This is a genomic window from Rhizobium leguminosarum, assembly GCF_010668065.1.
Classification (GTDB): Bacteria; Pseudomonadota; Alphaproteobacteria; order Rhizobiales; family Rhizobiaceae; genus Rhizobium; species Rhizobium leguminosarum_S.
Genome location: NZ_WUEN01000007.1, coordinates 1 through 23,680, shown reverse-complemented (window position 1 = coordinate 23,680; position 23,680 = coordinate 1). Strand labels below are relative to the sequence as shown.

Here is a 23,680-nt window from a genome sequence, read left to right as displayed (position 1 = left end):
GGCTTGTCGTGATTCGCTTGCGCCATTTGGAGCCGAGGCCGCCTTCAATGCAAGCCCGCTCATTTCGCCGAGGTCGACCACCAGGCATCGGGGAAGCCTAGGCTATAGGCCGGGAATTCGGCGAGATGGGTGATCGTGCTCCAATAGACGATGTTCTGGGTACCGCGGTAGAACAGCGGGATGATGTAATGGTTTGCAAGCAGTACCCTGTCCATCGCCTTGATCGCCGCGACCTGTTCATCGCGGTTCGGCGCGAAGATGATCATGCGGATGAGCTCATCGACGGCCGGATTGGCGATGCCTGCGTAATTTTGAGACCCCTGCTGATTGACCGAATCGGATCCCCAATAGTCGGCTTGCTCGTTGCCAGGGTTCATGGACTGCGCCCAGACATTCCAGATCATGTCGTAATCGAAGCTGCGTTCGCGATTGACGGCTTGCGAGGCATCGACCGTCCGGACTTGCGCATCTATGCCGATTTTCTTGAGATTGCTGGCATAGGGCACCGCCCAGCGTTCCAGCATCGGGCTCGACAACAGAATCTCGAAGCTCATCGGCTGGCCGGTCTTGGTATTGACCATGCGATTGCCCTTGATCTCCCAGCCGGCTTCTTTGAGAAGCGCAATTGCCTTGCGGAGGTTATCGCGGCTCTTCTGCGGATCGCCACCGACCGGATTGGCATAGGGCGTGGTAAAGATTTCTGCCGGCACCTTATCCTTCATGCCCTGCAGAATTTCCAGCTCTCTGCCCTGCGGAAGGCCGGAGGAGGCGAGTTCGGTGTTCCAGAAATAGCTGTCGATGCGCTTGTAGCTGTTGAAGGCAACCGTGCGGTTCAGCTCCTCAAAATCCAGACCATAGTTCAGCGCCTCGCGGACCCTGATGTCCTTGAAGAGGTCACGTCGCATGTTGGGTACGAGAGCCTGCATGATGCCGGTGGCGCGTAACGGATTTGCAACCTCCTCTTTCTTGACACGCCCTTCCTTCACTGCCGGAAAATCATATCCCGTCGCCCAGCGGGCAGCCGTGGTTTCCTGCCAGTAGTCGCTGTTGCCGGCGCGAAAGGCCTCGAACTCGACATCCCGATCACCGAAATAGGTGTAGTTGACGTTGCGGAAATTGTTCTGGCCGACATTCACATTCAGGTCCTTGCCCCAATAGTCGTCGCGTAGTTCATAGCGGATTGTCGCGCCTGGCGAGAAGGAAGCAATCTTGTAGGGTCCCGAACCCATCACGGGCTCAAGCGTCGTCTTTGAAATATCGCGTGGCTTGCCGTCCGGTCCCTGCCCCTCCCACCAATGTTTCGGCACGACCACCAACTGGCCGAGAATATTCGGGAGCTCCCGGTTGTTCTTCTCGTCGAAGGTGAAGGTGACGTCGCGGTCGCCGGTCTTTTCGGCCTTCGCGACGTGGCGGTAATAGTTCGCCGTGAGGGGATTTAATTCCTTCGTCTTATCCAGACTGAAGATGACATCCTCGGGCGTTACCGGCTGACCATCCGCCCATTTCGCTTCCTTGCGCAGGCGGAAGGTCGCGCTCGAGACGTCGGCGGGAAAAGACAATCCCTCGGCAAGCAGACCGTAGGAGACGAGCAGCTCGTCGTCGGCGGGCTTCATCAGCGTGTCGTAAACGAGCGTCAAGCCCACTGCCGCCTGGCCTTTAGCGAGCAGCGGGTTGAAGGTGTCGAAGGCGCCGCTTGCGGAGAGGCGCAGGTCTCCGCCTTTCGGTGCATCGGGATTGACGTAGTCGAAGTGCGCAAAGCCCGGCTTGTACTTCATCTCGCTGATGACCGAGCTTCCGATCAGAAACGGCTGGTCCTGAGCCGTTGCCGTCATTGGCGCCAAGGCACCCGCAAGCGACAGAAACAAACCGATCTTCGACCACAGAGCCGCCATTCACGCTTTCCCCTGATTATTGATGGGTTCGACAATACGAAAAATACGGGCGAAAAACAGGAGAGAGTTTGGTTTTTGCCGGGCGCGCGAAATTTTGAGCCATCGGCTCGCTTGGAGGCGTCACCTCTTCGAGCCGCCGTCGCAACATGCGGCGCAACTCTGCGGCAATCGGTCACCGCCGCTTGCCCGCATCGCCAGCCAAAACATCGATTCACCAAAATTGCTTTTCACGATAGATTCGATCGCAAATCACTTCGGCAGCGGCTCAAGGGAACAGTATGGCTTTCGGCTTCGCTCAGGCTTTCAGGACATTCGGCAAACTGACGCTTGCCGGCGCAATCGGCGCAAGCCTTGCCGCCGGCGACGTCGGCGCCCAGCAGAAGACGCCGAGCCCGGGCAGCGCCAAGGGGCAGTTCGGCGCCGTCGGCCTGCCGACGCAGGGACCGGCACAGCCGATCGGCTTTTACGCAAAGGGCTGCATGACGGGCGCGGTGGCGCTGCCGACCGACGGGCCGACCTGGCAGGCGATGCGGCTTTCGCGCAACCGCCGCTGGGGCAATCCGGCGATGATCGCGCTGCTCGAACGTCTTTCGCAGGACGGGGTCAAATATGCCGGCTGGCCGGGCATTCTCGTCGGCGACATTGCGCAGCCGCGTGGCGGGCCGATGCTGAACGGCCATGCCTCGCACCAGATCGGTCTTGATGCCGACATCTGGTTTACGCCGATGCCCACGCGCCGCATGACGGCCGAGGAGCGCCAGGATCTGCCCTTCACCACCATGTTGCAGAAGGGCAAGTTCCTGACCGTCGACCCCAAGGTGTGGACGCAATCGCACGCGCGGCTGCTGATGCTGGCGGCAAGCTATCCCGAGGTGGAGCGCATCTTCGTCAATCCGGCGATCAAGAAGAAGATGTGCGATACCTGGACGGGCGACCGCACCAATCTTGGCAAGCTCCGGCCGGAATACGGCCATGACTCGCATTTCCACATCCGCATCAAATGCCCGCCAGGTGCCAAGGGATGCACGCCGCAGGCCCCAGTCGTTGCCGGCGACGGCTGCGACAAGTCGCTCGCCTGGTGGTTCACGCCGGCGCCCTGGGCACCGCCGAAACCGCCGAAGCCCGGCGCCAAGCCGCCGAAGCCGCCGCGCGAGATGATGGTCTCCGACCTGCCCAAGGCCTGCGCCGCCGTGCTCGATGCGGCTTCCGTCGCCTCGATGCAGGCCGCCACCTATGGCGGACCTTCCGCCGCAAGCGCGCTCACCGCCGCTCCGGCCGCAGCGCCTGCCGCCGCCGACGACGGCGCTTTGCCCGATGTCGGCCCAGTTCCGAACGACAAGCCGGCGATACAATGATCGAGGTCCTGGGACCGAGCCCTGAGACCAGGCCGGGGGCGGTGACCCGGGATACGCTGTCTTTCAAATCGCAAATTCTTGGTATAAAGCGGTCAAATCGATTGAATTTCTCGGGCGGAGGGGTTGATGGCCGGCGGCAAATGCCTTGCATTGATTGCGCATGACCAGAAGAAAGACGATATGGCGGATTTCGCCCGCGCCAACAGGGACATTCTCTCCCATTGGAAGATCGTCGCCACCGGCACCACCGGCGGGCGCGTGCTCGACGCCGCCCCCGACCTCCACGTTACGAGGCTGAAAAGCGGACCGCTCGGCGGCGACCAGCAGATCGGCGCGCTGATTTCGACCGGCGAGGTCGACGCCCTGATCTTTTTCGTCGACCCCTTGACGCCGATGCCGCACGATGTCGACGTGAAGGCGCTGATGCGGCTGGCGATCGTCTACGATATTCCGATGGCGCTCAACCACGCCACCGCTATAAAACTTCTTCCCACCCTCGAAGCCTGATCAGCACGGAACCGGCCATGCCAAAACCGAACAACAGCACCGCTCCGCAGCCTTTCCCGATCCTGATCGGCGATATCGGCGGCACGAATGCCCGCTTCTCCATCCTGACCGATGCCTATGCCGAGCCGAAGCAGTTTCCGAACGTGCGCACGGCGGATTTCGCCACGATCGACGAAGCGATCCAGCAAGGCGTGCTCGACAAGACCGCCGTGCAGCCGCGCTCGGCGATCCTCGCCGTCGCCGGCCCGATCAATGACGACGAGATCCCGCTGACCAACTGCGACTGGGTGGTGCGGCCGAAGACGATGATCGAGGGCCTCGGCATGGAGGATGTGCTCGTCGTCAACGATTTCGAGGCGCAGGCGCTGGCAATCGCCGCGCTTTCGGATGAAAATCGCGAACGCATCGGCGACGCCACCGGCGACATGATCGCCTCCCGCGTCGTGCTCGGACCGGGCACCGGCCTCGGCGTCGGCGGGCTCGTGCATGCCCAGCACAGCTGGATCCCGGTTCCCGGCGAAGGCGGCCATGTCGATCTCGGGCCGCGCAGCAAGCGCGATTATGACATCTTCCCGCATATCGAGACGATCGAAGGCCGCGTTTCGGCCGAGCAGATCCTCTGCGGGCGCGGTCTCGTCAACCTCTATCACGCCATCTGCGTGGTCGACGGCATCGAGCCGACGATGAAGGATCCCGCCGACATCACCTCGCACGCGCTTGCCGGCAGCGACAAGGCGGCCGTAGAGACCGTCTCGCTGTTTGCCATCTATCTCGGCCGCGTGGCGGGCGACATGGCGATGGTGTTCATGGCGCGCGGCGGCGTCTATCTTTCCGGTGGGATTTCGCAGAAGATCATCCCGGCGCTGAAGAAGCCTGAATTCCGCATCGCCTTCGAGGACAAGGCGCCGCATACGGCGCTGCTTCGCACCATCCCGACCTATGTGGTGACACATCCGCTGGCAGCGCTTGCCGGGCTTTCCTCCTATGCGCGCATGCCGGCGAATTTCGGCGTCTCGACGGAAGGCCGCCGCTGGCGCCGCTGACCCCGGCGCGCAAAGCAAATAGAGCGTGCCCGGCGCGTCCTATCCGGGCGCGCGGCGCTCTAGCCAAACCGGTCCCAACTCTTTATAGACCCCGGCAAATGTGCGCGTCGCCTTCGCGGGGCGCTTGGTCCGAGACAGGAAACCTCATTTTTGGAAGCGGCGGAAAGCAGAACGCAGAGCGTCAGCAGCGATACCGTAACCGGCATCCTGAAGCGCATCATCGCTGAAAACGGCCGCGACCATCTGTGGGGCTATGTCTTTGCGATCGCCTGCCTCATCGTGGTGGCGCTTTCGACGGCGTTCACCGCCTGGATCATGCGGGCGATCATCGATGAGGCCTTCGCCAATCGGCGCGCCGACGTCGTCTGGATCATCTGTCTTTCGATCTTCATCGCCTTCGTGCTGCGCGGCTTTGCGAGCTATGGCCAGGCGGTGGCGCTGTCCAGGGTCGGCAACGATATCGTTGCCCGCTACCAGCGCCGGCTCTATGCGCATCTGATGACGCTTTCGGTCGGCTTCTTCAGCGAGGCGCGCTCGGCCCATATCGCCGCGCAGGTGAGCCAGAACGTCAGCGGCATCCGCGACGTGCTCAACCTGACGATCACCTCGACGGTGCGCGACCTGCTGACCTTCGTTTCGCTGCTCGCCGTGATGATCATCCAGGATCCGCTGCTCAGCCTTGCCGTGTTCATCATGGCGCCGCCGCTGCTTTATGCACTGCGCTATGTTTCCAAGCGGCTGCGCTCGGCGACCCGCGAGGCCGTGCATCTGAACAGCCACGTTCTCGGCGCCATGCAGGAGACGATCCAGGGCATCGCCATCGTGAAAGCCTTCACGATGGAAGAAGAACTGGAGCGCAAGGTCAACAAGCTCATCAAGGGCGCCGAAAGCCGGGCCAACCGGATTGCCCGGCTGTCCGAACGCACCTCTCCTCTGACGGAGAGTTTCGCGGGCTTTGCCGTCGCCAGCGTGCTTGCCTATGCCGCCTACCGCTCGATCTACTTCAATGTGCCGCCTGGCGCCTTCTTCTCCTTCGTCACGGCGCTGCTGCTTGCCTATGACCCGGCCCGTCGGCTTGCCCGGCTGCAGGTGCAGATGGAGCGCGCCGTCGTCAATGCGCGGATGATCTATGAACTGCTCGACATGGAGCCGCGCCAGCGCGACCTGCCGGATGCCCGGCCGCTGACGGTGACGCAGGCGAGGATCGAATTCCGCAATGTGTCCTTCGCCTACGGCAATGAGAGCGTGCTCAGCGGCGTCAATTTCATCGCCGAGGGCGGCGCGACCACAGCGCTGGTCGGCCCCTCCGGCGCCGGCAAGTCCACCGTCATCAGCCTCATTCCGCGCTTCTACGATCCGCGCGAGGGCGAAATCCTGATCGACGGGCAGGACATCGCCCACATCACCAAGAAGTCGCTGCGCCAGCAGCTCGCCTATGTCTCGCAGCAGCCCTATCTGTTCGAGGGCACGATCCGCGACAATATCCGCTATGGCCGGCCGGAAGCGACCGATGCCGAGGTGGAAGAGGCCGCACGGCTTGCCTATGCGCATGACTTCATCTCGGCACAGCCGCAGGGTTATGAGACGCCGGTCGGCGAGAACGGCGTGACGCTTTCGGGCGGCCAGCGTCAGCGGCTGTCGATCGCGCGCGCTTTGGTGCGCAATGCGCCGATCCTGCTTCTCGACGAGGCGACCTCGGCCCTCGACACCGAATCCGAGGCCGCCGTGCAGAAGGCGCTCGATGAAGCGATGAGCGGACGCACCGTCGTCGTCATCGCCCACCGGCTTTCGACCGTGGTGCGCGCCGACAAGATCGTCGTCATGCAGCAGGGCCGTGTCGTCGAGGAAGGCAATCACGAGACGCTTGCGAAGGTCAGCGACGGTCTTTACGCTCGCCTCAACAACCTGCAGAGGCCTTCCGCCTCCGATTCAAACTGACCTGGTGAGACTGAGATGAGCGATGCTGCGATGAAACTGGTGGTGGTTGGCGCAGCAGGACGCATGGGGCAGACGCTGATCCGGCTCATCCATTCGATCGAGGGCGTGAACCTGCATGCCGCGGTCGAGCGCGCCGGCTCGCCCTTCGTCGGCAAGGATGCCGGCGAAATCGCCGGTCTCGGCCCGACCGGTGTCATTATCGGCGACGATCCGCTCAACGCTTTTCTCGATGCCGAAGGCGTGCTCGACTTTACCTCGCCTGCCGCAACGGTGGAATTTTCAGGCCTCGCCGCGCAGGCCCGCATCGTCCATGTCATCGGCACGACGGGCTGTTTACCCGACGACAATGCCAAGATCGCCGCGGCGGCCCGCCATGCCCGCATTGTCAAGTCAGGCAATATGAGCCTCGGGGTCAATCTGCTCAGCGTACTCGCAGAGCAGGCAGCGCGTGCGCTTGATCCTGCCGATTGGGATATCGAGATCCTGGAAATGCACCACAGGCACAAGGTGGATGCGCCTTCCGGCACCGCTCTTCTCCTCGGCGAGGCCGCGGCAAAGGGGCGGGGCATCGATCTTGCCTCGCAATCGGTCCGGGTGCGCGACGGCCATACCGGCGCCCGCGAAGCGGGCACGATCGGTTTTGCGACGCTGCGCGGCGGCTCCGTCATCGGCGAACATTCGGTGCTTTTTGCCGGCGAAGGCGAAATCGTCACCCTGTCGCACAGTGCAGCCGACCGCTCGATCTTCGCGCGCGGCGCCATCAAGGCAGCCCTTTGGGCGCGCGACAAGAAGCCGGGTCTCTATTCCATGCTCGACGTGCTCGGGCTTTCTTCCTCATAACGATACTACGGAGGCATATTCATGAGCGGTACCCTCGTCCTCGTTCGCCACGGCCAGAGTGACTGGAACCTGAAGAATCTCTTCACCGGCTGGAAGGATCCCGATCTGACCGAGCTCGGCGTCCAGGAAGCCAATGCAGGCGGGGCGGCGCTCGCCGAATACGGGATCAAATTCGACGTCGCCTATACCTCGGTGCTGGTGCGCGCGCAGCACACGCTGAAGCTCATCCTCGACAAGGTCGGCCAGCCCGATCTCCTGACGATCCGCGACCAGGCACTGAACGAGCGCGACTACGGCGACCTCTCCGGCCTCAACAAGGACGATGCACGCGCCAAATGGGGCGAGGAGCAGGTGCATATCTGGCGCCGCTCCTATGACGTGCCGCCTCCCGGCGGTGAAAGCCTGCGCGACACCGGCGCCCGCGTCTGGCCCTACTACCTCACCGAGATCCTGCCGCGCGTGCTCAGGGGCGAGAAGGTGCTGGTTGCCGCGCACGGCAATTCGCTGCGCTCGCTGGTGATGGTGCTCGACAAGCTCACACGCGAAGGCGTGCTTGCCCTCAATCTCGCGACCGGCGTGCCGATGGTCTACACGCTGAAGGCAGATTCCACCGTCGCTTCCAAGGAAGTGCTCGGCGACATGTCGGGCGCGCATTGATCTCAGTTGATCTTTCCCCGCTTCGGCGGGGAAAGGCGCTCAGTTCTCGATGGTGAACTGGACCCGGTCGGCCGCGAAGCGGCTGATCGAATATTGCACCGGCACACCCTCAAGATCGGTATTCATCGCCTTGGCGATCAGCAGGATCGCGCCGGGGGTGAGTTCGAGGTCCGCCATATCGGCTGCACTCGCATGGGCTGCCGTCACCTCGGTCGTCGCCCGGACGTAGTCCGGCAGGCCGAGTTCGGCGAAAGCCTTGGTGATCGATTCCTCCGTCCGGTAAGCCTCACCGATACCGGTAAAGCGCTTGGCGGGAAACCAGCTCGTCGCCCTTGAAACCGGCCGCTTGTCTGCCTGGCGCAATGTTTCCAGGCGGATCACCTGTTCTCCTTGTTCAAGGCCCAGCCAGCGGGCGATCTCGGCACTCGCCTCCTCCTTCGCCTCATCGAGCAGAAGGCCGCGCATTTCACGCGCCTGATCGCCGATGCCGGCGGTGAAACGCGTGCGCCTGGTGATCGGGAAATTCAGCCGCTCCTTGCGCTCGATCAGCGTGCCGCGACCTTGTACCGCACGGACGATACCTTCCTGCGCCAGCGCCGCCAGCGCGCTGCGCACCGTATGGCGGTTGACGCCGAATTGCAGCGCCAACATGGTTTCCGGTGGCACCATTCCCGTTTCGTCATAGGCTCCGCTGCTGATCGCCTCGCGAATGCGATCGGCGATCTGGCGCCAGAGCGCCACGCCGGTTTGCCTTTGCACCTGCTTCAATCCCGCCATTCCACCCCTGCCCTGCCACTTCACGCCTTCTGCTACAGCGTCCTTTGCGCGTCTTAAAAGGCGCGCGGCGCTGTAGGATGTCACACGCTTGTCACGACATCGATTTAGAGCTAAACATATCTTGTATAGTTGTCTATATCAATAGACATTTTAAGGGAAGCGGCAATGATATCAGCGGACAGGACAGACGCTGCGTCACAGACGGCATCCGGGCGTAAACGCGCCGCCGATCTGCTGGCGCGTGCGGAGCGCAGCGAACTCTTGGCGGTCTTCGATGCGCTGCCGGAAAAGCCTGTTGCCCATCAGGTGCGCGGACCGGAGACCGGGCTGGTTATGGTGCGTGGACGCATCGGCGGCGGCGGCGCTCCCTTCAATCTCGGCGAAGTGACCGTGACGCGGGCGACGGTCCGGCTTGGCTCCGGCTCGGTCGGCCATGCGCAGGCGCTCGGCACCGACCGCGAGAAGGCCCGGCTTGCGGCGATCTTCGACGCGCTCTGGCAGGAGGAAGCGACGAAAGATTTCGTCGAACAGGCCCTGCTTTTACCGATCACTGAGCGGATCGCCGATGCCGAACGCCGCAAGGCGGACGAGACGGCGGCAACCCGCGTCGATTTCTTCACCATGGTGCGGGGAGACAACTGATGGGTCTGAAGACAGAAGCTCTGACCGGCGGCTTTGCCGAGCCGGTCTTCCATTCCCAAAGCGTGTTCAAGATGCTGATGGACGGTATGGCCCGCCCCGGCACGATCCAGACGGTTCAGCCCGACGTCGCTCCGCCGGCACCGCTCGGCATCGCCGCCGGCACGATCGCGCTGACGCTTTGCGACCACGACACGCCCGTCTGGCTTTCCCAGGGACTGGCGAGATCCGCCGTGCCGGAGTGGTTCGGCTTCCATACCGGCGCGCCGTTGACCACCGAAAAAGCCGAAGCGCGCTTTGCCTTCACCGAGGCCGGCACCGCACTTTCCTCCTTCGGCCTCTTTGCACCAGGCACGCAAGAATATCCCGACCGCTCGACGACCCTCGTCATCGAACTCGCCGAACTCGAAGGCGGCCGCAGGCTGGCGCTGATGGGTCCCGGCATCCAGAGCGTGACGGAGATCGCGCCGATCGGCCTGCCGGAGACCTTCCTGCGGCTTTGGACCGAGAACCGCGCGCTCTTTCCGCGCGGCGTCGACATCGTGCTGACGGCGGGCAAGCGTTTCCTCTGCCTGCCGCGCACCACCAAGATCACAGCAACGGAGATCTGAGCTCATGTATGTTGCCGTCAAGGGTGGCGAGACCGCCATCGCCAATGCCCACCGCCTGCTCGCCGACCGCCGCCGCGGCGACCGTTCGCTGCCGGCGATCGGCATCGAACAGATCGTGGCGCAGCTGGCGCTCGCCGTCGACCGCGTCATGGCCGAGGCTTCGCTTTTCGACCGCACGCTCGCAGCCCTTGCCGTCCGCCAATCGCGGGGCGACATGATCGAGGCGATCTTCCTGCTGCGCGCCTACCGCACGACGCTGCCGCGTTTCGGCTATTCGAAGCCGCTCGACACGGCTGATATGACGATCGAACGCCGCATCTCGGCGACCTACAAGGATCTGCCGGGCGGCCAGCTTCTGGGACCCACCTTCGACTATACCCACCGCCTGCTCGATCCCACGCTGCTTTCGGACGAGGCGGTCGAGACGCCCGCTCAGCGCGCCGCCGAGACCGGCCACGTCATGCGCGTCTCCGAAATCCTCGGCGAGGAAGGCCTGATCGAGGCCGACGGCGACATGCCTGAGGATCACGAGATCGGCGACCTGACCCGCGAGCCGATGGAATTCCCGATGACCCGGGATCTCCGCCTGCAGGCGCTTGCCCGCGGCGACGAGGGCTTCCTGCTGGCACTCGGTTATTCCACCCAGCGCGGCTATGGCCGCAACCACCCCTTCACCGGTGAAATCCGCATCGGCGACGTCGAGGTGGAATTCGATGTGCCTGAACTCGGTTTTGCCGTCTCGCTCGGCACGATCCAGATCACCGAATGCCAGATGGTCAACCAGTTCAAGGGTTCGGCCAAGGCGCCGCCGCAATTTACCCGCGGCTACGGCCTGGTCTTTGGCCAGAGCGAGCGCAAGGCGATGGCGATGTCGCTGGTCGACCGGGCGCTTCGCGCCGAAGAGCTCGGCGAGGATATCACCGCGCCGGCACAGGACGAGGAATTCGTCATCTCGCACTCCGACAACGTCCAGGCGACGGGCTTCGTCGAGCACCTGAAGCTTCCGCATTATGTGGACTTCCAGGCCGAACTCGATCTCGTCCGCCGTATGCGCCGCGAATTCGAAGCCGCCCGCAACGGTGGCGAAGACATGAAGGAAGCCGCCGAATGACCGATCTGGCCAGCTACAACTTCGCCTATCTCGACGAACAGACCAAGCGGATGATCCGCCGCGCCATCCTGAAGGCAATCGCCATTCCGGGTTACCAGGTGCCCTTCGCCTCGCGCGAAATGCCGATGCCCTATGGCTGGGGCACCGGCGGCGTGCAGGTGACGGCCTCGATCATCGGACCTGACGACGTGCTGAAAGTCATCGACCAGGGCGCCGACGACACGACCAACGCCGTTTCGATCCGCGCCTTCTTCCAGAAGGTCGCCAATGTCGCGGTGACGACGCATACCAAGGATGCAACGATTATCCAGACGCGCCACCGCATTCCCGAGGAAAAGCTCGGCCCCGGACAGGTGCTCGTCTACCAGGTGCCAATCCCCGAGCCGCTGCGCTTCCTCGAGCCGCGTGAGACCGAGACCCGCAAGATGCACGCTCTCGAAGAATACGGTCTCATGCATGTGAAGCTCTACGAGGATATCGCCCACAACGGCCGCATCTCCAGGACCTACGCCTATCCGGTGAAGGTCCACGGCCGCTACGTCATGGACCCGTCGCCGACACCGAAATTCGACAATCCGAAGATGCATATGTCGGACGCGCTGCAGCTTTTCGGCGCCGGCCGCGAGAAGCGCATCTATGCGGTTCCGCCCTATACCGACGTCATCAGCCTGGATTTCGAGGATTATCCCTTCGATATCCAGCGTTTCGATAAACCCTGCGCCCTTTGCGGCGCCGAGGATGTCTATCTCGACGAAGTGGTTCTCGACGACAAGGGCGGGCGCATGTTCGTCTGCTCCGACACCGATCATTGCGAAGACCGCCGCGCACACGGACATGCCGGCGAGATGCTGGCCCGGGAGGCTGCAGAATGAGCGATACCCCGCTTCTCAAAGTCCATGACGTTTCGAAATTCTATGGCAACCGCATCGGCTGCCGCGACGTCTCCTTCGAGCTCTGGCCCGGCGAAGTGCTCGCCATCGTCGGTGAATCCGGCTCCGGCAAGACGACGCTGCTCAACTGCCTTTCCACCCGGCTGCTGCCGAGCACCGGCAGCGTCGAATATCATATGCGCGACGGCAGCTACCGCGACCTCTATCGTATGAACGAGGCCGAGCGGCGTTTCCTGATGCGCACCGATTGGGGCTTCGTGCATCAGAACCCTGCCGACGGCCTGCGCATGACCGTCTCTGCCGGCGCCAATGTCGGCGAACGGCTGATGGCGATCGGCGACCGGCACTACGGCAAGATCCGCGCTTCGGCGATCGACTGGCTGGAGCGCGTCGAGATCGACGCCGACCGCATTGACGACCAGCCCCGCGCCTTTTCCGGCGGCATGCGCCAGCGATTGCAGATCGCCCGCAACCTCGTCACCGGCCCACGGCTCGTCTTCATGGACGAGCCGACCGGCGGCCTCGACGTCTCGGTTCAGGCGCGCCTGCTCGATCTCGTGCGTGGCCTCGTCAACGATCTCGGTCTCTCGGCCATCATCGTCACCCACGATCTTGCCGTCGCCCGCCTTCTCTCGCATCGGATGATGGTGATGAAGGACGGCTACGTCATCGAACACGGGCTCACCGACCGCGTGCTCGACGACCCGCGCGAACCCTATACGCAGCTGCTCGTCTCCTCGATCCTGCAGGTCTGAGGGAAGCGCAGAACCGCTCTAACCTTTTGTATTTACTCAACTCCGGACGGAAAACCGCTTCACAGTTTTCCTGGAATTGCTCTAGAAAGAAGAAATCATGGCAACGCCTCTCGTCGTTTCCGAAGTCTCGAAGAGCTTCACCATGCATCTGCGCGACGGCATCAAGCTACCTGTCGTCTCCGATGTCGCCTTCTCCGTCGCATCGGGCGAATGCGTCGTGCTCGGTGGCCCATCGGGCATCGGCAAGAGCTCGCTGCTCAAGATGATCTACGGCAATTACGCCGTCGACACCGGCCAGATCCTCATCCGCCACGACGGACGTATCGTCGATCTCGCCTCCACCGATCCGCGCACAGTGCTCAACGTCCGCCGCAATACGCTCGGTTATGTCAGCCAGTTCCTGCGCACCGTGCCGCGCGTCGCGGCGATCGACGTGGTTGCCGAACCGCTGGTGGCACGCGGCGAGGACGCCGTCACGGCACGGGAAAAGGCGGGCGCCCTGCTTGCCAGGCTCAACCTGCCGGAAACGCTCTGGCAGCTTCCGCCCGCCACCTTCTCCGGCGGCGAGCAGCAACGCGTCAATATCGCACGCGGCTTCATCACCGAGCACACGATCCTGCTTCTCGACGAGCCCACGGCCTCGCTCGATGCCAGGAACCGTGCCGTCGTCGTCGGCATGATCGCGGAAAAGAAGAAGGCGGGGGTCGCCCTTCTCGGCATCTTCCACGACGAAGAGGTGCGCGAAGCCGTCGCCGACCGCATCCTCGACGTCCAGCAGTTCTCACCCAGAAAGATCGCTGCATGAGCCGCAAGCTTGGCATCGAGCCGTACTTTCATGAGACGGCATCCGTCAGCGATTCCACTTTCGGGCGCTATACGGAGGTCTCTGAACGCTGCCGCATCAGCGAGGCCACGTTCGGCGACTATTCCTACATCATGCAGGATGGCTCCGTCTGGTGTGCGACGATCGGCAAGTTCGTCAATATCGCCGCCGCCGTGCGCATCAACGCCACCAACCATCCGACCTGGCGCGCGACACTGCATCATTTCACCTATCGCGCCGCCGACTATTGGCCGGACGGCGACGTGGAAACGGACTTCTTCGCCTGGCGGCGCGCAAACCGCGTGACGATCGGCAACGACGTCTGGATCGGCCACGGGGCGACGATCCTGCCCGGCGTCAACGTCGGCAACGGCGCGGTGATCGGAGCCGGCGCCGTCGTCTCAAAGGACGTCGCGCCCTATACGATCGTCGGCGGGGTGCCGGCCAAGCTCATCCGCGAGCGCTTTCCAAGAGAGGTCGGCGAACGGATGGACAGGCTTTCCTGGTGGGACTGGGAGCATGACCGGCTGCGCCAGGCGCTCGAGGATTTTCGCAACCTGGACGCGGAAGATTTCCTGTCCCGCTACGGCGGTTAAAACCCCCGATATGGGAGCGAAGAATTGTGACAGGACTTACACAAATATGACATGCGAGGTTCATCAAGCGGGACTAATGCGATGCTGATTAAGGCCTGGATCGCAAGGGAAGAGCATGATGTTCGAGCTGAAGAATGTCACACGTCGTTTCGGAAAAAAGCTCGCTGTCGATTCCGTCACGCTCGCCATTCCCCAAGGCCAGATGGTTGGCATCATCGGCCGCTCCGGCGCCGGCAAGTCGACGCTGCTGCGCATGATCAACCGCCTTCAGGAGCCGAGCTCCGGCTCCGTTCATTTCGCCGGCGTCGAGGTCTCCGGGCTTCGCGGCCAGGCGTTGCGCAACTGGCAGCGCGACTGCGCGATGATCTTCCAGCAGTTCAACCTGGTGCCGCGCCTCGACGTTCTCACCAATGTCATGCTCGGCCGCCTCAATCATCGCTCGACGCTTATGAGCCTGCTCAACATCTTCACCCGCGAGGAACGCGTGCATGCCATCGCGGCACTCGAACGCCTCGGCATCGAGCAGACGGCGCTGCAGGCAGCCGGCACGCTTTCCGGCGGCCAGCAGCAGCGCGTGGCGATCGCCCGCGCGCTGATGCAGAACCCGAAAATGGTGCTCGCCGACGAGCCGATCGCCTCCCTCGATCCGCTGAACGCCAAGATCGTCATGGATGCGCTGCGCGATATCAACGAGCGCGAGGGCATCACCGTCATCACCAACCTTCACACGCTCGACACCGCCCGCAACTATTGTGAGCGCATCGTCGGCATGGCCGGCGGCCGCGTCGTCTTCGACGGCAAGCCCTCGGAGCTGACTGCCGAAGCGGTGAAGGAAATCTACGGGACGGACAAGGACGGCGCCGGCATCGACGAAACGATGACCTCAACCAGCCTCGAATCCAAGCGTCGCGCCGAGGATACCTCATCCGGCAGGGTGGCCAAAGCAGCCGCCGTGCACTGACCCGTTTCCGGCCGACGGGACAACGGTCGGAAAAATAACTGACAAACAAACCATGTCACAAAAGGAGACTTCCATGTCTGCATTCCGCAAGATCCTGATGGCAACCATCGCCGTCGCCGCCCTCGCCGGCAATGCTGCTGCCCAGGACGTCAAGGTCCTCCGCATCGGTCTCGATGGCGGTGAAAACGAAGCCGACCAGGTTCGCCGCACCGAGTGCGTCAAGCCGGGCCTGATCGCTGCCACCGGCGTTTCCGAAGTTCAGCTCTTCCCATCGCCGAACTACAACGGCGTCATCCAGGGCCTCCTTGGCGGCACGATCGACCTCGCCGTCATGGGCGCCGCCTCTTACGCCGCGATCTATATCAAGGATCCGAACGCCGTCACTCCGGTTCTGACCACCAAGCAGGCCGACGGTTCGACCGGATACTACTCGATCATGGTTGCCCGCAAGGATTCCGGCATCAAGACGCTCGCCGACGCCAAGGGCAAGAAGCTCGGCTTCGCCGATCCGGACTCTACCTCCGGCTATCTTGTTCCTAACGTTGCCCTTCCGAAGGACACCGGCGCTCCAGTCAAGCAGTACTTCTCTGAAACCGGCTTCGGCGGCGGCCACGAGAACCTCGTTCTCGGCGTTCTCGACAAAAAGTTCGACGTTGGTACCACCTTCGGTTCCGGTCAGGGCGACTGGGCGCAGGGCTACTCCTCCGGCAACCTGCACCAGATGGTCACCAAGGGCCTGCTCGACATGGACGATATCGTCGAAGTCTGGAAGTCGCCGCTCATCCCGAACGGTCCGCTGATGGTTTCCCAGAAGCTGCCGACCGACGTCCAGAAGAAGGTTACCACCTACTTCGCCGAACTGCCGAAGACAGACAAGAGCTGCTTCGAATCGTTCACGGGCGGCGGCTACGTTGATTGGGCGCCGGTCGACCAGAGCTTCTACCAGACGATCATCGACGCCCGTAAGGCCGTTATCGGCGGCTGATCCTCAGTCTGAACAAGCTTGCGGCGGCATCATGATGATGCCGCCGTTTTCCAAGAAGGAAGCCACATATGGCGCACTCGGCCGGCGCGGACTCTCTGAGCGGATTGCAGGAGGGCTCCCGCACCATCCTCGATCATTATCAGAGCCAGGTTCGAACGCGGCGGATCTATACCGTCGTTTCAATCGTGGTCTTCCTGATCATCCTCGGCGCCTCTCTCGACTTCGCCAACAGCGCCAATTCGGGCAAGTTCTTCGAGCGCCTTCCCTATTTCTTCGACTTCATGAAGAGCTTCGTGCCGGACAGTCCGCTGGAGATCTTCCGCGCCATGTTCGACCTGCCGTCGCCCTTCTCCGATGGTTCGATCAAATACGACTATACAAGCGACCGCGTCTGGATCACCGATAGTTTCTACATCCCGAATTTCTTCTACCAGCTCGCGATCACGCTCAACATCGCCATCGTCTCCACCATTCTCGGTGCGAGCGGCGCGTTCTTGCTCTGCTTTTTCGCTTCCACCAATCTGGTCGGTGCAGGCGTGACGCGCTGGGTCGTGCGGCGCATCATGGAAATCATGCGCGCCTTCCCGGAAATCGTCGTCGCCGGTCTTCTCGCCGCGATCCTGTCGATCGGTCCGATTTCGGCGATCATCGCGGTATGGGTCCATACTGTCGGCGCGCTTGGGAAGCTGTTCTTCGAAGTCGTCGAGAATGCCGACATGAAGCCGGATGAAGGCCTGCGCGCCGCCGGTGCCGGCTGGCTGGAGCGCGTGCGCTTCGCAATCCTGCCGCAGGTGTTGCCGAACTTCGTCTCCTACACGCTGCTGCGGACTGAGATCAACGTCCGCGCCTCGACGATTATCGGCGCCGTCGGCGGCGGCGGCATAGGCGAGGTTTTCAGCCTGTCGATCGGACGCGACCATGCTGCCAAGACCTATGCGATCATCATCTTGCTGCTGATCACCGTCATTTGCGTCGACCAGTTCTCCGCCTGGCTGCGCCGCCGGCTGATCGGCAAGCAGTCCTTCGAATTCGGACAGGGAGCAGCCTGATGTCCTCTGTTCCGACCATCAACGCCGCTGAGCGCGAACGACTGCTTTCCGCCTATCCGGACGTCTTCCATCGCAGCTTCATGCAGCGCTGGGGTCTGCTCCTCATTTCAGCAGCGGTCTTCGTTTACCTTGCCTTCTGCTTCGCGTTCTTCAACGTCATCCCCACCTTCGTGAACGGCAACTGGGACCGCGCGGCGATCTATGTCCAGGACTGGTATTCCTGGCGCGCCCAGCCGCGCCTGCGTTTCCAGAACGATCAGGTCGTGCCCCAATGGACGAGCCGCCGCCAGTATCCCGAGGGCGCCGATATCAACTGGCTGAAGCCCAATGCCGACGCCAGCCGATACACCGTCACCTTCGGCAGCGACGGCGACCGCATGGAAGTGGCGCCGAGCCGCGTCGACGTCTATATCGACGGCAAGCTCTATCCCGTGACCATCACCCATGATCGTGCCTCCCTGCCGTCCGATGCACCTGCCCGGATGCAGCAGGACGACAACAAGGTGAACGTCTATTACGGCTTCGCGGGACAGGCGGAAATCCGTACCAACCAGGTCTATATCCAGCGCCGCTTTCTCGGCTGGGCAAACTTCTTCTTCGATACGCATTCGCCCTTCTGGGGCCGTAGCCTGCCTGAGGTCGTCGGCCTGATGTTCTCCGGCGAACGGCTCGATCCGAACCAGTCCAATGCCTCGCTGGCGTTGGACAACTTCCTGAACAACGCAAGCTGGCAGCATGGCGACATCCTGTCGAAGTTGATGCAGACGCTGGTCATGGCCTTTGTCGGCACGCTCTTCGGCACGCTGGTCGCTTTCCCGCTCGCCTTCATCGCCGCGCGCAACATCACGCGCAGCCGCGCTGCGAACTGGGGCACGAAGCGGCTCTTCGATTTCCTGCGCTCGATCGACATGCTGATCTGGGCGTTGTTCTTCACCCGTGCCTTCGGCCCAGGGCCGCTTCCGGGCATCGCGGCGATCTTCTTCACCGATACGGGCGCGCTCGGAAAGGTCTATGCCGAAGCGCTTGAGAACATCGACGACAAGCAGCGTGAGGGCGTGAGATCGGTCGGTGCGGCACCTGTGGCCGTCCAACGCTACGGCGTCATCCCCCAGGTCCTGCCGGTGTTCATCTCGCAATCGCTCTATTTCTGGGAATCGAATACCCGCTCGGCGACCGTAATCGGCGCCGTCGGTGCGGGCGGCATTGGCCTCAAGCTGCTCGAATCCATGAAGACCAATTCGGACTGGGACAAAGTCGCCTATATGGTCCTGCTGATCCTCCTCGTGGTCTTCGCCTTCGACAACCTCTCGAATGCGCTGCGTTCGCGCGTGATGGGAAAAAAGGGCCACTGACGAACTGACGCCATCATCATTCTGTCACGGAAATCTTTTAGCCGGGAGCCTGCTTGCGGTTCGCCGCCAAATCACTGCACAGTGCCCTCCCCGTTTGGACGATCTCCAGGATAAAAGCCTTGCGCTACGCTCTCTATTTCTCGCCGCCGAAGGATGATCCCCTGACCGGCGCGGCCTCGCTCTGGCTCGGCCGCAATGCTTTCACCGGCGAGACCTATCCGGCACCGGAATATGAGCAACTGGGTGCGGCAGAACAATTCGAGCTGACCGCCGACCCCCGCCGCTACGGCTTTCATGCCACGATCAAGGCGCCGTTTTCGCTCGCCTCCTCCGTCACCGAGAAGGATCTCATGACAGTTGCCGAGGATTTTGCCCAGCGCACGCAAGCCTTCGAGATTCCTGAACTCGTACTTGGCCAGCTCGGCCGTTTTTTTGCCCTCGTTCCCGGTTCTCTTCATCAACCTCTTCAGGATTTCGCCGCGAAGGTGGTAAGGTCCTTCGAACCGTTCCGCGCAGCGCTTTCTGAGGCCGATATGGCGCGGCGCAACCCGGAGAAGCTCAGCGACAGCCAGCGTGCCCATCTGCAGCGCTGGGGTTATCCTTACGTCATGGAGGATTTCGGCTTTCACATGACGCTGAGCGGCCAGGTGCCCGAGACACGCGCCGAGGTGATGAAAGCGATCCTGACCAAGCGTTTTGCCGCTTTCACCGGCCGGCCGCTTTCAATTTCCGGCCTTGCCGTCTTCATCGAGGAGACGCGCGGCGCCCCGTTCAAAGTTCATTCCTGGCTACCGCTTGCCGGCGCCAAAAGCTGAAAGACCTGACGCCATGAGCAAAGAGACCGTGTTTTCCAACGCCCGCATCGTTCTCGAGGACGACATCCTCTCGGGCTCGATTCTCATCCGCGACGGGAAGATCGCCGACATTTCCGAGGATAACTCGGTAGCCGGCGAAGATTTCGAAGGCGACTACATCATTCCCGGCCTTGTCGAGCTGCACACCGATCATCTCGAAGGCCATTATCAGCCGCGTCCCGGCATTCGCTGGAACAAGACCGCCGCCATCCAGGCGCATGACGCCCAGATCGTCACCTCAGGCATCACCACGGTGTTCGACTGCCTGCGCATGGGGGCGGACGAGGACGGCGGCTTCGAACATGGTGAGATGCGCGAGATGGCCGATGCCATCCAGTCGGCGGAGACAGAAGGCAGGCTGCGTGCCGAGCACCTGCTTCATTTGCGCTGCGAAGTCTCGGCCGACAATGTGCTCGAACATTTCGCCGATTTCGAAAACGACCGGCATGTGCGGCTCGTCTCGCTGATGGATCATGCGCCCGGCCAGCGTCAGTTCCAGACGATGGATCAATATATCTTCTACTACCAGAAGAAGCGGGGCCTAACCGACGAGGCCTTCGCCCGTTTCGTCGCCAAGCGCCAGGCAGAATCGGCGCGCAATTCGACGCCACACCGCAACGCCATCGCCAAGGTCTGCGCCGAGCGCGGCATCACCGTGGCAAGCCATGACGACGCGACGCTCTCGCATGTCGACGAGGCGATCGACAACGGCGTGCGCCTGGCCGAATTCCCGACCAGCTTCGACGCCGCCCGGGCTTCGCACGGACACGGCATGAGCGTGCTGATGGGCGCGCCGAACATCGTGCGCGGCAAGTCGCATTCCGGCAATATCGCCGCCCGCGACCTCGCCGAGATGGGCGTACTCGACGTGCTTTCCTCCGACTACGTACCGCTCAGCCTGCTGCATGCGCCTTTCATCCTCGCAGACGAGGTCGAAAGCATCAGCCTGCCGAAGGCGATCGCCATGGTGACGTCGACGCCGGCCCGTACCGTTAGCCTCGATGATCGCGGCCGGATCGCGACGGGGCTGCGCGCCGATCTCGTCCGCGTCCATCGTTCGCACGGCGTGCCGGTGACACGCTCCGTCTGGCGCCAGGGACGCCGTGTCGCATGATGCCGCACGAACCCCACCCCGGAGCCGGAGCCGAGCGCGGCATCATGGTCGTCGTCGTCGGACCGAGCGGTGCTGGCAAGGACACGCTAATGAACCTCGCGGCCCGGCGTTTCAAGGGCCGCGACAATGTGCATTTCGTCCGCCGCGTCATCACCCGCCACCGTGACGCCGGCGGCGAAGATCATCTTTCCGTCTCCCTCGAAGGGTTTGCGGCCATGGAGCAGTCAGGCTCCTTCGCCGTCTGGTGGGAAGCGCATGGCCTGAGATACGGTATTCCGGCCGAGGTCTCGGTGGCGCTGTCGCGAGGCCATATCGTCGTCGCCAACGGCTCGCGCTCGGCGCTTCACCGCTTCCAGGCCGCCTTCCCGCGGCTGAAGGTCATCAACGTCACCGCCCGCCCCGAAGTGCTCGCCGGCCGGCTGGAGGCGCGCGGCCGCGAGACGCATGAGGATATCATGGCCCGGCTCGCCCGCGGACCGCTGACGGTGCGTGGCGAGTATGACGTGGTGGAGCTCGACAATAGCGGCTCGCTCGAAGAGGCCGAGCAGAAGATGATCGAGATCCTCGACGGATTGCTGAGCAAGGCGCCCTGAACAGATCGAGAGGAAGGGCATGCGCGCCATCAAGGTGGTCGACTACGATCCTTCCTGGCCGCGGCTGTTTGCCGAGATCAGCACCGAGGTCTCCGCCTTGCTCGGTGACCGCCTGCTTTCCATCGATCATATCGGCAGCACGTCGGTGCCTGGCCTGCCGGCCAAGCCGAAGATCGACCTTGCTGCCGTGATGATATCAGACGCCTTCCTGCCAGCGGCGATCGAGATCGTGCGCGCTGCCGACTTCGTCTTCCACGGCGATACTGGAGAGCAACGATGGGCCTTCGCCCGCGATCATGACGGTTTTGGGTTCAGGCTCTATCTTTGCGGGCCTAATAATCGCGCGCATCGGGAACGCATTCTGTTTCGCGATTATCTTAGGGATCACCCCGAGAGGGCCAAGGCCTATGCCGATCTGAAACGCCGGCTGGCTGCGGAGGCAGACGGCGATTGGGATTTTTATACCGGTGGAAAGACCGAGTTTATCAGCGAGACGGTTCGGCTGGCTGCCTCGAGGATGTAAAACAGGCATCCGTTAGACGCCCTGGCCGGCGGCGATTACTCGCCGTCGCCCCGTCCCGATACGATCTCGCGCTTGCCGACATGGTTGGCCGGGCCGACGAGGCCTTCTTTTTCCATGCGTTCCACCAATGAGGCGGCGCGGTTGTAGCCGATGCCGAGGCGGCGCTGGATATAGGAGGTCGAGCATTTCTTGTCGCGCATAACGACCTTGACCGCCTGCTCGTAAAGCTCGTTGCCATCCTCGGAGGCCATGGCGCTCTTGTCGAAAACGGCGCCGGCTTCTTCCTCTTCCGTCTCGTCCTCCTCGTCGGCGGTGACGGTGTCGAGATATTCGGGGCGGCCCTGGGTCTTCAGATGGGCAACGACCTTTTCGACCTCGACATCCGAGACGAAGGGTCCGTGGACACGGGAAATCCGCCCGCCGCCCTGCATATGCAGCATATCTCCCTGACCGAGCAGCTGCTCGGCGCCCTGTTCGCCGAGAATGGTGCGGCTGTCGATCTTCGAGGTCACCTGGAAGGAGATACGGGTCGGGAAGTTTGCCTTGATCGTGCCGGTGATGACGTCGACCGACGGACGCTGTGTCGCCATGATCAGATGAATGCCGGCGGCGCGCGCCATCTGGGCGAGGCGTTGGATCGCCCCTTCGATGTCCTTGCCGGCGACCATCATCAGGTCCGCCATCTCGTCGACGATGACGACGATATAAGGCATCGGCGTCAGGTCTAGCGCCTGGCTTTCCTCGATCGGAGTGCCGGTGCCCTTGTCGAAGCCGACCTGGAGCATGACATGGATGGTCTCGCCCTTTTCGCGGGCCTGGGCGACGCGGTCGTTGTAACCGTCGATGTTGCGGACACCGAGGCGCGACATCTTGCGATAGCGCTCTTCCATTTCGCGCACGGCCCATTTCAGCGCCATGACCGCCTTCTTCGGATCGGTGACGACTGGCGTCAGCAGGTGCGGGATGCCGTCATAGACGGAGAGTTCGAGCATCTTCGGGTCGACCATGATCAGGCGGCACTGTTCCGGCGTCATGCGGTAGAGCAGCGACAGGATCATCGTGTTGATGGCGACCGACTTGCCGGAACCGGTGGTGCCGGCGACAAGCAGATGCGGCATCTTGGCGAGCTCGGCAATGACAGGCTCGCCGCCGATGGTCTTGCCGAGGCCGAGCGCCAGCTTGTAGCCGCTCTTCTCGAAATCCTGGCTCTCGATCATCTCGCGGAAATAAACGGTTTCGCGCGTGACATTCGGCAGTTCGATGCCGATGACGTTGCGGCCGGGCACTACGGCAACGCGGGCCGAGAGCGCCGACATTGAGCGGGCGATATCATCGGCAAGGCCGATGACGCGCGACGATTTCACGCCCGGCGCCGGCTCAAATTCATAGAGGGTGACGACGGGGCCGGGACGGACATGGATGATTTCGCCCTTGATGCCGAAATCTTCCAGCACGCTTTCCAGAAGCCCGGCATTCTGCTCCAGCGTCTCCTGCGACATGATCTCGCCGAGGCGTTCCGGCGGTTCCTGCAGCAGGGCACGCGGCGGGAATTCATAGCCGGATGCGTCGATCCTTTCGGGCCTCACGGCCAGGCGCGGCGACGGCAGAACCGCGGCCACAGGCGGCGTGCGCTGCGGCGCCGGCGCTGCCTGAGGGGCTGATGCAATTTGAGGGGCTGGCGCGACCTGAGTGGCTGGCGCAGCCTGAGGTGCCAGCATGACCGGTGCCTCGACAATAATGCGCCTGGGCTTTTCCAGGGACGGGGCGGCCGCAGGGCGCGCGGCAACCTTCGCGGAGACCGCGGCGGGCTGCGGG

At 62.8% G+C, this 23,680-nt stretch carries 24 protein-coding genes; 21 read left to right on the top strand and 3 right to left on the bottom strand.

Annotated elements, in window-relative coordinates; genetic code table 11:
- Positions 1-59: 59 nt before the first annotated feature.
- Positions 60-1,892: an extracellular solute-binding protein gene (locus tag GR198_RS19755; RefSeq protein WP_164069443.1), complete on the bottom strand. Its 1,833-nt coding sequence runs from the start codon at positions 1,890-1,892 to the stop codon at positions 60-62.
- 278 nt (positions 1,893-2,170) lie between these two features.
- Between GR198_RS19755 and mepA the strand changes: the two genes are divergently transcribed.
- The 6 genes from mepA (at position 2,171) to GR198_RS19725 (ending at position 8,232) form a co-directional block, all read left to right on the top strand.
- Positions 2,171-3,247, top strand: a complete 1,077-nt coding sequence (gene mepA / locus GR198_RS19750) for a penicillin-insensitive murein endopeptidase (RefSeq protein WP_164026514.1) — start codon at positions 2,171-2,173, stop codon at positions 3,245-3,247.
- Between the two features lie 126 nt (positions 3,248-3,373).
- A complete protein-coding gene (locus GR198_RS19745) occupies positions 3,374-3,754 on the top strand; it encodes a methylglyoxal synthase (protein WP_064247513.1) in 381 nt (126 codons plus the stop codon).
- Between the two features lie 17 nt (positions 3,755-3,771).
- Positions 3,772-4,797 (top strand): glucokinase, encoded by a 1,026-nt coding sequence (locus tag GR198_RS19740; RefSeq protein ID WP_164069442.1) that lies wholly within the window; start codon positions 3,772-3,774, stop codon positions 4,795-4,797.
- A 150-nt stretch (positions 4,798-4,947) separates the two neighbouring features.
- Positions 4,948-6,735 carry an ABC transporter ATP-binding protein gene (locus GR198_RS19735; protein WP_020052382.1) on the top strand — a complete coding sequence of 596 codons (1,788 nt, stop codon included), beginning with the start codon at positions 4,948-4,950 and terminating at the stop codon, positions 6,733-6,735.
- Between the two features lie 15 nt (positions 6,736-6,750).
- Positions 6,751-7,575: a 4-hydroxy-tetrahydrodipicolinate reductase gene (gene dapB / locus GR198_RS19730; protein ID WP_164026513.1), complete on the top strand. Its 825-nt coding sequence runs from the start codon at positions 6,751-6,753 to the stop codon at positions 7,573-7,575.
- A 21-nt stretch (positions 7,576-7,596) separates the two neighbouring features.
- A complete protein-coding gene (locus tag GR198_RS19725; RefSeq protein WP_130687014.1) occupies positions 7,597-8,232 on the top strand; it encodes a 2,3-bisphosphoglycerate-dependent phosphoglycerate mutase in 636 nt (211 codons plus the stop codon).
- Positions 8,233-8,271: 39 nt separating this feature from the next.
- Here GR198_RS19725 and phnF read toward each other — a convergent pair whose 3' ends face one another.
- Positions 8,272-9,009 (bottom strand): phosphonate metabolism transcriptional regulator PhnF, encoded by a 738-nt coding sequence (phnF, locus tag GR198_RS19720; RefSeq protein WP_164069441.1) that lies wholly within the window; start codon positions 9,007-9,009, stop codon positions 8,272-8,274.
- A gap of 165 nt (positions 9,010-9,174) precedes the next feature.
- On the opposite strand from phnF, the gene phnG reads away from it, so the two are divergent.
- The 15 genes from phnG (at position 9,175) to GR198_RS19645 (ending at position 21,865) form a co-directional block, all read left to right on the top strand.
- On the top strand, positions 9,175-9,651 hold the full coding sequence (gene phnG / locus GR198_RS19715; RefSeq protein ID WP_025396672.1) for a phosphonate C-P lyase system protein PhnG: 477 nt from the start codon (positions 9,175-9,177) through the stop codon (positions 9,649-9,651).
- Entirely contained in the window at positions 9,651-10,259 is a 609-nt protein-coding gene (gene phnH / locus GR198_RS19710; protein ID WP_164026511.1) for a phosphonate C-P lyase system protein PhnH, read from the top strand. Before phnG ends, phnH begins: the two co-directional genes overlap by 1 nt.
- Before the next feature lie 4 nt (positions 10,260-10,263).
- Positions 10,264-11,370, top strand: coding sequence for a carbon-phosphorus lyase complex subunit PhnI (locus GR198_RS19705; RefSeq protein ID WP_164026510.1), 1,107 nt, complete (start codon positions 10,264-10,266; stop codon positions 11,368-11,370).
- The gene (locus tag GR198_RS19700; RefSeq protein WP_164069440.1) at positions 11,367-12,242 is read left to right on the top strand and encodes an alpha-D-ribose 1-methylphosphonate 5-phosphate C-P-lyase PhnJ; all 876 of its coding nucleotides are present in this window, start codon (positions 11,367-11,369) and stop codon (positions 12,240-12,242) included. Before GR198_RS19705 ends, GR198_RS19700 begins: the two co-directional genes overlap by 4 nt.
- Positions 12,239-13,015 carry a phosphonate C-P lyase system protein PhnK gene (gene phnK / locus GR198_RS19695; protein ID WP_003544413.1) on the top strand — a complete coding sequence of 259 codons (777 nt, stop codon included), beginning with the start codon at positions 12,239-12,241 and terminating at the stop codon, positions 13,013-13,015. The genes GR198_RS19700 and phnK overlap by 4 nt, the downstream gene beginning before the upstream one ends.
- Before the next feature lie 97 nt (positions 13,016-13,112).
- Positions 13,113-13,820, top strand: coding sequence for a phosphonate C-P lyase system protein PhnL (gene phnL / locus GR198_RS19690; protein WP_003544411.1), 708 nt, complete (start codon positions 13,113-13,115; stop codon positions 13,818-13,820).
- Complete coding sequence (locus tag GR198_RS19685) at positions 13,817-14,434, top strand: DapH/DapD/GlmU-related protein (protein ID WP_029873731.1); 618 nt, start codon at positions 13,817-13,819, stop codon at positions 14,432-14,434. Before phnL ends, GR198_RS19685 begins: the two co-directional genes overlap by 4 nt.
- A 118-nt stretch (positions 14,435-14,552) precedes the next feature.
- Entirely contained in the window at positions 14,553-15,395 is an 843-nt protein-coding gene (phnC, locus tag GR198_RS19680) for a phosphonate ABC transporter ATP-binding protein (RefSeq protein WP_164026509.1), read from the top strand.
- A gap of 73 nt (positions 15,396-15,468) precedes the next feature.
- On the top strand, positions 15,469-16,380 hold the full coding sequence (gene phnD, locus GR198_RS19675) for a phosphonate ABC transporter substrate-binding protein (protein ID WP_164069439.1): 912 nt from the start codon (positions 15,469-15,471) through the stop codon (positions 16,378-16,380).
- Between the two features lie 68 nt (positions 16,381-16,448).
- The gene (gene phnE, locus GR198_RS19670; RefSeq protein WP_011649983.1) at positions 16,449-17,429 is read left to right on the top strand and encodes a phosphonate ABC transporter, permease protein PhnE; all 981 of its coding nucleotides are present in this window, start codon (positions 16,449-16,451) and stop codon (positions 17,427-17,429) included.
- Positions 17,429-18,781: a phosphonate ABC transporter, permease protein PhnE gene (gene phnE, locus GR198_RS19665; RefSeq protein WP_029873733.1), complete on the top strand. Its 1,353-nt coding sequence runs from the start codon at positions 17,429-17,431 to the stop codon at positions 18,779-18,781. The genes phnE (GR198_RS19670) and phnE (GR198_RS19665) overlap by 1 nt, the downstream gene beginning before the upstream one ends.
- Positions 18,782-18,900: 119 nt before the next feature.
- Complete coding sequence (locus GR198_RS19660; protein ID WP_029873734.1) at positions 18,901-19,596, top strand: DUF1045 domain-containing protein; 696 nt, start codon at positions 18,901-18,903, stop codon at positions 19,594-19,596.
- Between the two features lie 13 nt (positions 19,597-19,609).
- On the top strand, positions 19,610-20,749 hold the full coding sequence (locus GR198_RS19655) for an alpha-D-ribose 1-methylphosphonate 5-triphosphate diphosphatase (protein WP_029873735.1): 1,140 nt from the start codon (positions 19,610-19,612) through the stop codon (positions 20,747-20,749).
- On the top strand, positions 20,746-21,342 hold the full coding sequence (phnN, locus tag GR198_RS19650) for a phosphonate metabolism protein/1,5-bisphosphokinase (PRPP-forming) PhnN (protein ID WP_029873736.1): 597 nt from the start codon (positions 20,746-20,748) through the stop codon (positions 21,340-21,342). The genes GR198_RS19655 and phnN overlap by 4 nt, the downstream gene beginning before the upstream one ends.
- Positions 21,343-21,361: 19 nt before the next feature.
- Positions 21,362-21,865, top strand: coding sequence for a GrpB family protein (locus GR198_RS19645; protein ID WP_029873737.1), 504 nt, complete (start codon positions 21,362-21,364; stop codon positions 21,863-21,865).
- A 35-nt stretch (positions 21,866-21,900) separates the two neighbouring features.
- On the opposite strand, the gene GR198_RS19640 is transcribed toward GR198_RS19645, so the two are convergent.
- On the bottom strand, positions 21,901-23,680 hold a 1,780-nt coding region (locus GR198_RS19640; RefSeq protein ID WP_164069438.1), incomplete at its 5' end, for a DNA translocase FtsK.